The 12,609-nt window shown below is 75.1% G+C and carries 16 protein-coding genes; 12 read left to right on the plus strand and 4 right to left on the minus strand.

What is annotated here, in order from left to right:
- The coding region (locus ABGA99_RS34485) for a hypothetical protein (RefSeq protein ID WP_347584177.1) at positions 1-1,314 on the plus strand (1,314 nt) is incomplete at its 5' end.
- An 88-nt stretch (positions 1,315-1,402) separates the two neighbouring features.
- Here ABGA99_RS34485 and ABGA99_RS34490 read toward each other — a convergent pair.
- The gene (locus ABGA99_RS34490; RefSeq protein WP_347584178.1) at positions 1,403-2,392 is read right to left on the minus strand and encodes a glycoside hydrolase family 6 protein; all 990 of its coding nucleotides are present in this window, start codon (positions 2,390-2,392) and stop codon (positions 1,403-1,405) included.
- Between the two features lie 199 nt (positions 2,393-2,591).
- On the opposite strand from ABGA99_RS34490, the gene ABGA99_RS34495 reads away from it, so the two are divergent.
- From ABGA99_RS34495 to ABGA99_RS34520, 6 genes are all read left to right on the plus strand, one after another.
- Complete coding sequence (locus ABGA99_RS34495; RefSeq protein ID WP_347577816.1) at positions 2,592-2,966, plus strand: DUF6401 family natural product biosynthesis protein; 375 nt, start codon at positions 2,592-2,594, stop codon at positions 2,964-2,966.
- Positions 2,967-3,088: 122 nt separating this feature from the next.
- The gene (locus ABGA99_RS34500; RefSeq protein WP_347577815.1) at positions 3,089-4,126 is read left to right on the plus strand and encodes a Dyp-type peroxidase; all 1,038 of its coding nucleotides are present in this window, start codon (positions 3,089-3,091) and stop codon (positions 4,124-4,126) included.
- Positions 4,123-4,920 (plus strand): family 1 encapsulin nanocompartment shell protein, encoded by a 798-nt coding sequence (locus ABGA99_RS34505; protein ID WP_347577814.1) that lies wholly within the window; start codon positions 4,123-4,125, stop codon positions 4,918-4,920. Before ABGA99_RS34500 ends, ABGA99_RS34505 begins: the two co-directional genes overlap by 4 nt.
- Positions 4,917-5,606 (plus strand): potassium channel family protein, encoded by a 690-nt coding sequence (locus ABGA99_RS34510; protein WP_347577813.1) that lies wholly within the window; start codon positions 4,917-4,919, stop codon positions 5,604-5,606. The genes ABGA99_RS34505 and ABGA99_RS34510 overlap by 4 nt, the downstream gene beginning before the upstream one ends.
- 113 nt (positions 5,607-5,719) lie before the next feature.
- Positions 5,720-6,166 (plus strand): hypothetical protein, encoded by a 447-nt coding sequence (locus ABGA99_RS34515; RefSeq protein ID WP_347577812.1) that lies wholly within the window; start codon positions 5,720-5,722, stop codon positions 6,164-6,166.
- A gap of 197 nt (positions 6,167-6,363) precedes the next feature.
- Complete coding sequence (locus tag ABGA99_RS34520) at positions 6,364-6,696, plus strand: DUF6221 family protein (protein ID WP_347577990.1); 333 nt, start codon at positions 6,364-6,366, stop codon at positions 6,694-6,696.
- A gap of 20 nt (positions 6,697-6,716) precedes the next feature.
- Here the strand turns inward: ABGA99_RS34520 and ABGA99_RS34525 are convergent, their stop codons facing one another.
- Positions 6,717-7,148: an SseB family protein gene (locus tag ABGA99_RS34525; protein ID WP_347577811.1), complete on the minus strand. Its 432-nt coding sequence runs from the start codon at positions 7,146-7,148 to the stop codon at positions 6,717-6,719.
- A gap of 176 nt (positions 7,149-7,324) precedes the next feature.
- Between ABGA99_RS34525 and ABGA99_RS34530 the strand changes: the two genes are divergently transcribed.
- On the plus strand, positions 7,325-7,987 hold the full coding sequence (locus ABGA99_RS34530) for an arsenate reductase ArsC (protein WP_347577810.1): 663 nt from the start codon (positions 7,325-7,327) through the stop codon (positions 7,985-7,987).
- A 411-nt stretch (positions 7,988-8,398) separates the two neighbouring features.
- On the plus strand, positions 8,399-9,130 hold the full coding sequence (locus ABGA99_RS34535; RefSeq protein WP_347577809.1) for a TNT domain-containing protein: 732 nt from the start codon (positions 8,399-8,401) through the stop codon (positions 9,128-9,130).
- Between the two features lie 31 nt (positions 9,131-9,161).
- Here the strand turns inward: ABGA99_RS34535 and ABGA99_RS34540 are convergent, their stop codons facing one another.
- Positions 9,162-9,722, minus strand: coding sequence for an XRE family transcriptional regulator (locus ABGA99_RS34540; RefSeq protein WP_101424694.1), 561 nt, complete (start codon positions 9,720-9,722; stop codon positions 9,162-9,164).
- Between the two features lie 75 nt (positions 9,723-9,797).
- Between ABGA99_RS34540 and ABGA99_RS34545 the strand changes: the two genes are divergently transcribed.
- On the plus strand, positions 9,798-10,649 hold the full coding sequence (locus tag ABGA99_RS34545) for an AzlC family ABC transporter permease (RefSeq protein WP_347577808.1): 852 nt from the start codon (positions 9,798-9,800) through the stop codon (positions 10,647-10,649).
- On the plus strand, positions 10,646-10,966 hold the full coding sequence (locus ABGA99_RS34550; RefSeq protein WP_347577807.1) for an AzlD domain-containing protein: 321 nt from the start codon (positions 10,646-10,648) through the stop codon (positions 10,964-10,966). The genes ABGA99_RS34545 and ABGA99_RS34550 overlap by 4 nt, the downstream gene beginning before the upstream one ends.
- Positions 10,967-11,001: 35 nt before the next feature.
- Here the strand turns inward: ABGA99_RS34550 and ABGA99_RS34555 are convergent, their stop codons facing one another.
- Positions 11,002-11,613, minus strand: a complete 612-nt coding sequence (locus ABGA99_RS34555) for a TetR/AcrR family transcriptional regulator (protein ID WP_347577806.1) — start codon at positions 11,611-11,613, stop codon at positions 11,002-11,004.
- Positions 11,614-11,665: 52 nt separating this feature from the next.
- Here ABGA99_RS34555 and ABGA99_RS34560 point away from each other — a divergent pair, with 52 nt between their 5' ends.
- Positions 11,666-12,595, plus strand: a complete 930-nt coding sequence (locus tag ABGA99_RS34560; protein ID WP_347577805.1) for a DUF2867 domain-containing protein — start codon at positions 11,666-11,668, stop codon at positions 12,593-12,595.
- The last annotated feature ends 14 nt before the right edge of the window (positions 12,596-12,609 follow it).

The raw sequence follows: 12,609 nt of genomic DNA on the forward strand, positions 1-12,609 counted from the left end.
CCCCCCGCCCTCCCCGCGACCGTGCGCCGCGACCGCCTCGTCGCCCTCCTCGTCGCCGCCCCCGTCCCCCTCGCCTGCACCGCCCTGCGTCTCGACGCCTCCCGGATCGAGGGCAACGCCGCCGACGCCCACCGCGCCGGCGAGTGCGCCCAGGCCGTCTCCGACCTCGACGGCCTCTGGTTCGGCCACCGCCTCGCCGACGCCCCGCTGACCGCCCGCGCCGAGGACAGCACCGAGGCGTGCGAGCTGCTGCTCAGGGCCGAGCGCCAGGCGGAGGACGACCGCGTACGCGGTGCCCGCACGCTCAAGGCGTACGCCGACCACCCCGGCGCGCTCTGGGACGGCGCCGGCAGCCGCCGGGCCGACCTCCTCCTCGCCCAGGCCGAGCACGAGCTGGACACCGGACTGACCGGCGACACCGACGCCCTGAGCGCGGGTTTCGGCCATCTCGCCACCGTCCTCAAGGAGTACGGGGGCGGCGACGACGGCGACGGCGAGGACCGCAGCGGCGACGTGAACGACGCGCTCGACGGGTTCCTCGGCGCGCTGCCCACCGACGACGCCTGCCAGACCAAGGAGGTCACCGACTGGCTCGGTGCCCACGAGTCCGGCGACGACGGCCTCGCGCGCGCCGCCGACGTCGTGCCCGAGGTCGCGCCCGCCGCGATCGTCGACTGCGGCGACGCGCTGATGGCCGACGACACCTGGAAGCAGGCCCGCACGCAGTACGAGCAACTCCTCGACGAGTACCCCGACCACGAGCTGAGCGGCACCGCCGAGGACGGCGTCGAGCGCGCGGACCTGGCCATCCAGCTCGACAACGTCCGCGGCCTGCTGAAGCCCGGCCCGTACGGTGAGAAGCCCGAGTACTGCGACAACCCGGCCCCGTACCGCGGCGCCAAGGCGTACGGCGGGAACGGCCCCTACCGCGCGATGCTCATCGGCCAGAGCAAGCACCGCTCGAAGCTGCCGTCCTCCTGGCTGGCGAAGGACCCGAAGGACGCGGTGGCGATCATCTGCGCGGGCAGCTCCAAGCACGGCTCCACGGTGGCGAACTGCCCGTACGAGTCCGACCTGGCCGTCGGCGGGGTGCAGAACGTGGCGTTCAAGAACCGGGAGATCCCGGTCCGGGTCTACGAGCTGCGCACCGGCAAGCTGGCGAAGAAGACCACCGTCGAGATCGGCGGCTCCAGTTGCCCGGCCGTGCTGGAGTACACGTACTACGGCGTCGACGCCGGCCCGCCGTCCGAGGTGTACGTCAAGTCCTCGGAGTCCGACGTGCGCGCGGGCTACGAGTCGCTGATCTATCCGTGAGAGCCACCCCTGAGAGCCGGGGCCGGTCCGGGTCGGTGGCGGCCGACCCGGACCGGCCCGGCTGAGCGCGCGCCGGTGGCAGGCGGACTCAGTTGGTCGCCAGCGCGTACGCCAGGTCGGGGACGAACTGCCCGGCCCGGGCCGCGCAGCCGTCCGCCTCGCCGGGCGGCTTGACCCACAGCAGCGCGTCCACGGCGTCGTCCCCGGTCGCGAGCGTCGGGTCCGCGCCCAGCGCGCGGCCGGAGGGGTCGCACCACTGGCCGTTGGAGCCGTTGCCGTTGCGGCTGGTGTCGACGACCAGGTTGAGGTCCGGGTCGCCGAGTGCGGCCAGGATCTGCTTGCCGTACGCGATTTCCTGCGCCGTGGTGCGGAAGTTGGAGACGTTGGTGAACACGCCGTCCGCCGCCGTGACCCCGGAGGCCGCCAGCCGGGCGGCCTGGTCGCCGGGGGAGTGCCAGGCGGAGTGGCCGCCGTCGAGGTAGACGTGGGTCTGGGGGCCCGCGGACTTCAGGGTGGTGACGGCCTGCCGCAGCGCCGCGTGCCGGGCGTCGCGGCCGGCCTGGTCGAGGCAGTCCTCCAGGGCGAGCGCGTCGGTCTCCAGGATGATCACCACGGGGTGGTCGCCGAGGCCGGCGGCGATGAGCCGGATCCAGTTCTGGTACGAGGGCAGGTCGGGGGCGCCGCCGGAGCTGGCGCCGCCGCAGTCGCGGTCGGGGATGCCGTAGACGGAGAGCACGGGCAGGGCGTCGCCGGCGGCGGACATGTAGCCGGCGACCTCCTGCTGCACGGTGCCGGGGTCGTACTGGGAGAGCCAGCGGGCCTGCGGCTGGGAGGCGATCCGGTCGGCGATGACCGGCTGCCGCCAGTCGCCGGGGTTGGCCGCGGTCCACCGCCGGACCTGGGAGTCGGGGTCGACGTACAGGGGGCCGGGCAGGGCGGCGGAGGCGTCGGAGGCGCTTCGGCCGGGGTCCGGCTCCGCCGCCGGGGCCGCGGAGGCGAGCCCGGCGAGGGCGAGGCCGGCGCCGAGGAGGCCGGCCAGGGCGGTGCGGTGCCATCGGCGCAGGATGCGTACGCGCATGGTGGTCCGTCCTTGTCGCGTCTGCCGGAGACGGGTGGGTCTCCGGGTGGGAGGTGTGCGGGGTTTGGGAGCGCTCCCATGCATTGCGGGAGCATAGCGGCGGACCGCAGGGTGGGAAACACCGCCGGCGCGCGGGGCGGGGATGCGTGGGACGTACCTCACGGCGGGAGGCCCGCGGGATCCGGGTTACAGTCGAGCGGTGAACGTGGGAGGACCCGAGGACGGGGCCGTCGGCTGCCCGCTGACCGCCGTCGCCGCCAGGTACCTGCCCCGGCTGTCGGAGTTCGCTTTCGAGCCGGGGCTCGTCGCGGCCGTCGACCAGCACGCGGCCGCCGTGCGCGACGCGTTGGTGCCCCGGCAGCGCCGCCCCTGGCGCGACCTCCTGCCGCAGCGGATCGAGCGCGTCTGCGCGCCGCAGCGGATGCGGCGCGAGGATCTGACGGACTACGTGGTCGGCTTCACCGACGTGCTGGCCGAGAGCGACTGGCGCGAGCCGGTCGGGTACGACTTCGCGGTGCTGCGGCTGACGGCCGTCTGCTGGCTGATCCGCGAGTACGACCTCCTGTCGGGCTGACCCGCCCCGCGAAATCCCCCGCACGCCCCCGCCGCACGGGCGGGTGAACGCGCCCCGCCGCCGGATTGCGCGGTCCGGTACGTCCCGTATCGTCACGAATGCGCCCGTGACCAGGAGGGACCGTGCCCGAACCCCAGCCCGTGCTGGCCCCGCCCGCCACCGCCGCGGTGTTCCTCGTCGTCACCGTCGCGCCCGGCGGCGAGGAGACCGTCCGCGGCGTGCTCGAAGACCTTCCCGCCCTCCAGCGCGCGGTGGGCTTCGGCGCTCCCGACGACGATCTGACGTGCGTCGCGAGCATCGGCGCCGCCGTCTGGGGCCGGCTCTTCCAGGGCCCGCGCCCGGCCGGTCTGCACCCGTTCCGCGAACTGGCCGGCGAGCGCCACCGCGCCGTCGCCACCCCCGGCGACGTGCTCTTCCACCTCCGCTCCCGGCGCATGGACCTCTGCTTCGAACTGGCCAGACGGCTGCGCGTGCGGCTCGGCGACGCCGTCGCGGTCGCCGACGAGGTGCACGGCTTCAAGTACTACGACATGCGCGACCTGCTCGGCTTCGTCGACGGCACCGAGAACCCGGTCGGACGGGCCGCCGGCGCGGCGGTGTTCACCGGCCCCGAGGACCCGCGGTTCGCCGGCGGCAGCTACGTGATGGTGCAGAAGTACGTCCACGACCTCCGCGCCTGGGAGGCGCTGAGCACCGAGGAGCAGGAGCGGGTCATCGGGCGCACCAAGCTCGGCAACACCGAGCTGCCGGAGGGGGTGCAGCCCGACGACTCGCACGTCGCGCTCAACACCCTCACCGGACCGGACGGCGAAGAGCGCCAGGTCGTACGGGACAACATGCCGTTCGGTTCCGTCGGCGACGACGAGTTCGGGACGTACTTCATCGGCTACGCGCGCGAGCCGGGGGTGCTGGAGGAGATGCTGGAGAACATGTTCCTGGGGCGGCCGCCCGGGACGTACGACCGGATCCTGGACTTCTCCACGGCCGTGACCGGCTGCCTGTTCTTCGCCCCCGCGGCCGGCTTCCTCGACGACCTCCCCGACCTGCCCGCCGCCCTCGGCGCGGCGGCCACCGTCGCCCCGGACCCCGTACCCGACCCGCAGGGCGCCGGTGACGGCTCGCTGGGGATCGGCGGCCTCAAAGGAGCACCCGCACGATGAACAACCTGCACCGTGAACTCGCTCCGGTCACCCAGGCGGCCTGGGCGGAGATCGAGGAAGAGGCCCGGCGCACCTTCCGCCGCCACGTCGCCGGCCGCCGCGTCGTCGACGTCACCGGTCCTGAGGGCCCGGAGCTGGCCGCCGTCGGCACCGGGCACCTGGACGAGATCGCCCCGCCCGCGCCGGGCGCGACCGCGCGGCTGCGCACGGCGCAGCGGCTGATCGAGCTGCGGGTGCCGTTCACCGTCGGCCGCGACGCCGTGGACGACGTGGAGCGCGGCTCCCGGGACTCCGACTGGCAACCGGTCAAGGACGCCGCCCGCACCGCCGCGTTCGCCGAGGACCGGATGATCGCCGACGGGTACGCGGCCGCCGGCGTCGAGGGCCTGCGTACGCGCAGCTCGCTGCCCGAGCTGAGCCTGCCGGCCGAGGTCCGCGACTGGCCCGACACCGTCAGCCGGGCGCTCACCGCGCTGCGGCTGGCCGGCGTGGACGGGCCGTACTCGCTGCTGCTGGGGGCGGACGCGTACACGGCGGTGAGCGAGACCGCCGACCACGGCTATCCGGTCGCCCAGCACATCTCGCGGCTGCTGGACGGCGAGCTGATCTGGGCCCCGGCGATGACCGGCGGGATCGCGCTGTCCACCCGCGGCGGCGACTTCGAGCTGCGCCTCGGCGAGGACCTGGCCATCGGCTACACCGCGCACGACGCGAAGACGGTGCAGCTCTACCTGCACGAGACGCTGACGTTCCTGACGTACACGGACGAGGCGATCGTCGTGCTACGGGCATGACCGCCGGGCGCGACGGCGGAGGGGACGACGCCCGGGACGACGTCCTGGACGACGCCCCGGACCGCGGCGCGGGGCACCGCCGGGACCCTCTGTTCGCCTGGCTGCGCGCGGCCGTACCCGTGGCCCTCATGGTCGTCGCGTACTTCCTGCTGCCCCTGCACCTGCTGGGCACGCAGAACCCGGAGCTGAGCTGGACGCTCTTCGCGCTGGCGCTCGGCGTGGTCACCGCACTGCTGCTCCGCGAGATCCGGGCGGTGCTGATGGAGGTGCCGAACGCCCGTCCCGGGGTCACCATCCCGCTGCTGACGATCGCCTCGATCCTCGTCTTCGCCGCCGCGTACAACGGGATCGCCCGGCAGTCGGCGGAGTTCCACGGGCTGCGGACCCGGGTCGACGCGCTCTATTTCACGGTCGCGACCGTGGCGACCGTCGGCTACGGCGACATCACCGCGCGCGGGCAGCTGGCCCGGATCCTGGTGATGGGGCAGATCACGTACAGCTTCGTCTTCCTCACCGCCGCGGCGACGGCGCTGGGCCGCCGGGTGCGCCGGGCGCTCGGCGAGGGGCGGAACGGCGGCAGGCGGCACGGGGGCGGACGGCGGCACGGCGGGCGGCGCGGGGGACGGCACGGCGGCGGTACGGGACCGGGCGGTGGGCGGCCCGCCGGGGGCGCGGGGCGGGGCTGAGGGGCCGGGGCGTTCACCCGTACGGCCGTCACGGGATCGTCCGCCCGCGGTCCCGGCGTGATGCTGGGACTCCTGGCCACCCCCCGGCGGCCCTCGGTAAGGAGTGTGTTCCGATGACCACCCCCACCGCCTCCTCCCACGGCACCGCGCCGTCGAGCCCCACCCCACCCCATCGCGGCGGCAGCCCCTGGGCGACGGGGGGCGCGGTTTTCGCCGGGGTGCTGATGCTCGTGTACGGCGTCCTCGCCGTGCTCCAGGGCGTCGCCGGCATCGCCCACAACGACGTGTACGCGCGGCAGGGCGACTACGTCTACAAGTTCGACGTGACGACCTGGGGCTGGATCCACCTGATACTCGGCGTCGTCGTGGCCCTGGCGGGCCTGGGCATCCTCATGGGCAACGAGTGGGCCCGGCTGCTGGGCGTCGCGCTGGCCGCCCTGGCGGTGATCGCCAACTTCGCGTGGCTGCCCTACCTGCCGGTGTGGGCGATCGTGAACATCGCCATCGGCGTCTTCGTGATCTGGGCGCTGTGCACCGACCGGTCCAGGTCGCTCATCTGAGGCTTCGCACACCGCGGCACCCCCGGCGGCGGGCGCCTCCGCACCGACTGCGGAAGCGCCCGCTCCGGCATGTGCGGTGTGACACCTTTCCGCGCGGGGACGCTGAACTACGGGGGTCCCGACATGTGGAGGTGTGAACCGTCAGCGCCGCACACACGAACAACGGTTTCCACGAGCCGGCCCACCGCGCCCGGGATCTGGTCGCGTTCCTCCGCGACCGGTACGCGGAGCAGCGCAGGACGGCGGTCGCGCAGCGCTTACAGCACTGGCAGCGGGAGGTCGCCGAGCTGAACGCCAAGCAGGCGGTCGTGGACAACTGCGAGCGGTGGTCCCTCATGGCCGACGAGGCGGGCCGCAGGCTCGCCGACCGGTCCGCCGCCGGCCTCGGCATCGAGCCCGCCGAGGCGCTGGAGGCGGCCCGGCTGGACGGCTGTGCGACGGCGATGATCCATGCCGTCGCGACGCTGGCGCTGCCGTACCACCGCCACCCCGGGTACCGGGAGGCGTGGCGCCCGCCGCCGGGGCCGTGAGGGTGCCCGCGGGGGCGGGCTCAGCCGCCGGAGCGGCCGAGGAGGGTGCGTACGCCCGCGGCGCTCAGGGTCAGCGCGCCCGGACTGCCGGTGTCGATGGTCAGGGACACCTCGTCCGAGGGCCAGGCGTTGGCCAGGAGCACCAGCGGCAGCTTGCGGTACTTGTCGACGGAGGGCAGCGCGTACCCCATCCGGGACTCGGACGTGAAGACCGGCACGAGCCGGTCGCCGTTCGGCTGCTCCATCACCGGCAGCATCATGCTCTCCTCGGTGCCGGCCTGCTCCTGCTCCGCGCTCTCCTCCGGCGGGCCCGGTCCCTCGTCCGGCACGGGCACGAGGACTTCGCTGTGGGCCAGCGCGTGCAGCGCCGCCGGGTCCTTGGCGTCGGTCGCCAGTGCCTCCAGCGCCCGCTGAGTGGTCGAGGGGTCGCTCCCCTGCGGTGCCTCGGTCATGGTCCTTCGCTTCCTCCGGTGTGCCGCGGCGCGCAGTGCCTTCCGGCCCGCCCGCGGCATTGCCTACCCCGTACAGCGTCGAACGTGCCCCCGTTGTCACTCCCGGATGTCACTCCCCGACAGGTGACGGAGCCGTTCCGGGTGTGCGCGCGGCCGGAAGGGACCATAATCCGGCGATGAGCGACCCCGGGGGCGTAGCACAACCCGATCCCAGAGCCGGTCACCGGCTCGCGCTGCACACCGCTGCCAAGAGGTTACGGGCGGAGTTCCAGGGGGTGTTCGGCGAGCAGACGATCGAGCGGTTCCTGTACGGCGCGTACGGGGACATAGCGGTACGCGGTGCCGCGCCGGACGACCTCCCGCGGCTCACCGAGCGCTACGCGCGCCGCCGGCTGCACGCGCTGGCCCGGGCGGAGGGGGTGAGCGGCGACGGGCGGCCGGTGGTGCTCTTCCTGTGCGTGCACAACGCCGGGCGCAGTCTGATGGCGATGGGCCTGACGGCCCGGCTGGCGGGGGACCGCGCGGTGGCCTGGTCGGCGGGCTCGGCGCCGGGCTCCTCGGTCAACACGGCGGCGGTGGCCGTGATGGGGGAGCGGGGGATCGACATCTCCGAGGAGTTCCCCACGGCGTGGACGGACGAGGTGGTCCGGGCGGCGGACGTGATCGTCACGATGGGCTGCGGGGACGCCTGCCCGGTGTTCCCCGGCAAGCGTTATGTGGACTGGCCGCTGGCCGATCCGCGCGGGTGGACGGCGGCGGACGTGCGGCCGCTGCGGGACGAGATCGAGCAGCGGGTACGCAAACTCCTCGCGGACCTGGGCATACCGCCCCGCTGCTGACGGCAGCGGGTGACCGGGGCCGCGGAGGGACGGGCGGGCGTACCGCGAACCGGCGGCCCCGCCCGGGGCGACCGGCGGCCCCGCCCGCGGTGACCGGCGGCCCCGCCCGGGGCGACCGGTGGGCCCCGGGCGGACCGTGGCCTGAATACCCGGCCTGCGGCGAACGACGTGCCCCGGCCCGCCCGGCGCCAACCGGAGGCCGCCGCCCGTCCGCGCGCGGCAGCGGCGCACGCCCGGGCCGTACGGGAGCCGCGTCGCGCCCCCCGCTCCGTCCGCCTGCCGGGGCCCCGCCGGGCGCGCCCGCTTCACCCGAAGGGTGGGCGGTGGCGCGCGTGTTGGTCTGCGGGCCCGCCGCCCGCCCTGCGGATCATGGTGGGGCCGCCGACCGCCGAGCGTGAAGGACCCCCCACCGTGACGCGAACCCGCACCGTACGCATGGCACTTGCCGTCCTCGTCGCCGCCGCAGGACTGGCCGGCGGCATCCCCGCCGCGGCGGTCTCCGCCGGACACCCCGACCCGGTGGCCCACGCCCCGGCGCCCCGCCACGCCGCCGCGCCCGGCCCCGCCGCCGGCGCCTCCCTGCGGGCCGCGCAGGTCTGTACCGGCGAGCGGCTCGGCGACGCCCGGCTGGGGCCCGAGCACCTGCCGGGCCAGTGGGAACCGCGCGTGGGCCCGCTGCTGCAGGGCTGGCGGCCGACGGGCTCGCTCACGCCCGCCGCGTTCCTGGAGAAGTACTGGACGGGCCCCGCCCGCGGAGGCGCCTGGAAGTACCCGCCGCACGACGGCTTCGCCGAGGTCAACGGCACCGTCGACCGGGAGGCGACGCGGCTGGGGGCCGGGCAGTTGCTCGACCGCTTCGGCTCGGAGTACGGCGGCTACCTCGCCCCCGCGGGCGACCGCTACGCCGAGCGTGCGCTGCCCCCGCAGAATCTCAACACCCGCGACCCCGACGCCCCCTGCGACTACCGCGTCTACCAGGTCACCAAGCCGTTCTGGGTCTGGCAGGGCGCGGTCGCGCCGTGGTTCGAGCAGCCGGGCGGGGGCGAGCAGATCAAGCTGGACCCGGTGTTCCTCGACCCGGGTGAGGGGCAGCGGCTGAACGTCACCTGGCTGCTGGAGCACGGCTACCTGGCGCCCGCCTGACGCCCGGCGCCCGGCCGGCGGGGGCGGGCCGTCAGTCGTGCTCGGAGACGAGGACGGCGACCGTGTCCGGCGCCAGGGCCTCGAAGACGTGCGGGACGTCGGCGGGGTAGGACGCGTAGTCGCCGGGCTCCAGGTCGACCGGCTCCTCCGCCACGCCCACGCGGGCGTGCCCGCTGCTGAGTATCACGTGCTCCACGACGCCGGGGGAGTGCGGGTCCGAGCGGCGCGGGGTACCGGGCTGGACGGTGACGAGGTAGATGTCGCGCCGGGCGTGGGCGGGGGAGGAGGCGAGCAGCGTCGCGGCGTAGTCGGCGTGCTCGGAGGGCACGGACGGACCTTCGCCGCGGCGGATGACCTGCACGCGGGGGCGGGGCGGCTCGACCAGCCGGGAGAAGGGCGCATCGAGCGCGACGCTGAGCGCCCACAGGGTCTCCACGCTCGGGTTGCCCGTGCCGGATTCCAGTTGGGAGAGCGTCGACTTGGCGATGCCCGCGCGGCGGGCCAGCTCCGTCAGCGTCAGCCCCGTACGGCGGCGCTCGCGCTGGAGCGACGCGGCGATGGCGTCGAGGGGGGCTCCGCCGCTCGGGACCATGGGCGCGCTCCGTTCGCTCTGTCGGTCGTTTATTCGGCTTGACGAACAGACTAGCGGATGTTCAGCATGGCAGTCATGCGTTCGATATGGCGAACCCTCCGTGGCGACCTCGCCCGCGACATCGCGCTCGTCTGCGCCGCCGACACCCTCGTCGGCGTCTCGTTCGGGGCCATCGCGGTCGGCGAGGGCCTGCCGCTGTGGCTGCCGGTGCTGCTGTCGGTGGTGGTCTTCGCGGGGGCGGCACAGTTCATGTTCGTCGGCATCGTCGCCTCCGGTGGTACGGCGCTGGCGGCGGTCGCGGCGGGGCTGCTGGTCAACGCGCGGCACGTGCCGTTCGGCTTCACCGTCGGCGACGCGCTGGGCGGCGGGAGGCTGCGGCGGTTCGCCGGCAGCCATCTGATGATCGACGAGACCGTGGCGTTCGCGCTGGCCCAGCGGGACCCGGTGCGGCGGCGTGCGGCGTACTGGGCGTGCGGCGTCGGGCTGTTCGTCTGCTGGAACGTGGGGGTGGTGCTCGGAGCGCTGGGCGGTACGGCGGTCGGCGACACGGACGCCTTCGGGCTGGACGCGGCGTTCCCCGCGGTGCTGCTGGCGCTGGTGCTGCCGTCACTGCGCGAGGCGGGTACGCGGCGGGCGGCGCTGGTGGGGGTGGGCGTCGCGCTGGCGGCGGCGCCGTTCCTGCCGGCGGGGGTGCCGGTGCTGCTGGCGCTGGCCGGGCTGGCGGTGGCGGGGGCCGGCGGCGGCATGGGGGCGCAGGAGCCGGAGGGCGGTGCGGTGGCGGAGGGCGGAGCCGGGGCCGGCCGAGCGGCCGGAGACGGCGTGTCGGGTGGCGATGTGGCGGGAGACGGCGTGCCGGGTGGCGGCGTTCTGCGTGGCGGTGACGACGAGCCCGGGGCCGGTTCGTACGACGAGGAGCGGGTGCCGTGACCACGACGACATTGGTGCTCGCCGTCTTCGTGCTCGGCGCCGGCACGTTCGCCTTCCGCTTCGCCGGCCCCGCGCTTCGTTCCCGCGTACGTCTGGAGCCGCGGGTGGAGCGGCTGATGACGGTCGCGGCCATCGTGCTGCTCACCGCCCTGGTCGGCACGCAGGCGCTGCTGGACGACGGCGGCTTCGCGGGGGTCGCGCGGCCCGCGGGCGTCGCGGTCGGCGGCGTCCTGGCGCTGCGGCGGGCACCGTTCGTGGCCGTGGTGGTCGCCGCGGCGGCCACGGCGGCGCTGCTGCGGCTGATCGGCGTGGAATGACCGGGACGAGTCGGTCGCTGCGTCGTCGGGCCGTCTCAGTCGCGGCGCAGCAGGGTGTCCAGCACGGCGTTCAGATACGGGTCGCGGTCGGCGCCGGACGGCAGCAGGCCGGGCACGGCCCGGTTGAGCTGGATGTGCCCGAGGTACGTCGTGTACGCGGCCGTCGCCCGCAGCCTCGCCTGTGCCGGTGCGAAGCCCAACTCCGCGAAGACCTCCGCCACATAGCCGATCCGGCGCTCCGTCACCCGGCGCAGCGCCGCGGCGACCTGCGGCTGGTCGACCGCGGTGAGCAGGGACAGCTCCAGCGGGTCGCCGGGCGCCGACCCGACCGCGTACCCGAGCAGCCGCCGCAGCCGTAGCTGCGGGTCGGGCTCCTGCTCCGTCTCGGCGATGACGGCCTCGGTGCTCAGCTCTTCCCAGCGGGCGAGCGCGGCCTTGACCAGCGCGCCGCGGTTGGCGAAGTGCCAGTAGAAGCTGCCCTTCGTGGTGCCGAGCCGGGCGGCCAGCGGCTCGACGGCGACGCCGGCGAGCCCCCGCTCACCGATCGCGGCGAGGGCGGCGTCGGCCCAGTCCCGCGCGCTCAGCCGGCGCTTGCCGGACGCGGTCTCGCCGCCCTGTTCCTGCTGCTCACGTGGATGTTGCGGCATGGCCGTACGGTACCGTATGGTCAGTGACCATACGCAAGCGTATGGAGGGGTCGTGCGCATTGTACGCAATGTCCATGAGCGGGTCCTCGATGCCCCCGCGGCTGCCGTGGGCGCCCTGGTCGACCGGCTCTCCGCCCCCGACGACCCGCTCTTCCCCAGCCCTGTCTGGTCCCCGATGGCCTTCGACCGGCCGCTGCAGGTGGGCGCCGACGGCGGCCACGGCCCCGTGCGGTACGCGGTGACGGCGTACGAGCCGGGTCGCCGCGTCCGCTTCGGCTTCACGCCGCCCGAGGACGGCTTCCACGAGATCACCGTCGAGCCCCTGGACGGCGGGCGCTGCCGGCTGCGGCACGTGCTGGAGTCACGGATGGGCCCGGTGGACAGGCTGATGTGGGCGCTGGCCATCCGCCGGGTGCACGGGACGGTGGTCGAGGAGCTCTTCGACAACGCCGAGCTGGTGGCGACGGGCGCGGTCGCCCGGCCCGTGCGCCGCTCGCCGCTGGTGCGGCTGCTGCAGCGCGTGGAGTCCGAGAAGGCGACCGCCGCGGAGCTGCCGGCGGGCGCCAGTCTGGCCCGCGGCGCCTTCGAGGCGCCGGACTTCACCGACTCGTGGGAGATCGCGCTGCGGCCCGGCATGCCGCGGGACGTGGCCGCCTGGCGCGGCGTGCTGCCGTTCCCGGTCGTGGCGCACGAGGGCGCCGAGCTGCTGCTCGGCAAGGACGCCGGGCACCTGGACTTCCGCGCCTCGGTGCTCGTCGAGGACGAGCGGGTCACGCTGAGCACGGTCGTACGGATCCACCACCGGCGCGGCCGGCTGTACTTCGCCGTGGTCCGCCGCTTCCACCCGCGGGTGGTGCGTCGCATGCTGCGCCGCGCCTGGCGGCGGCGGGCGCTGGCGGCGCCGTCGGCGGGGGAGCGCGAGCGGACGCGGGCGGGGGCTGCGGGGCGTACGAGGGCTGCGGGGCGTACGGGACGGAAATGAACTCCCCGGCCCCG

The organism is Streptomyces sp. B5E4 (assembly GCF_039871555.1).
GTDB lineage: Bacteria > Actinomycetota > Actinomycetes > Streptomycetales > Streptomycetaceae > Streptomyces.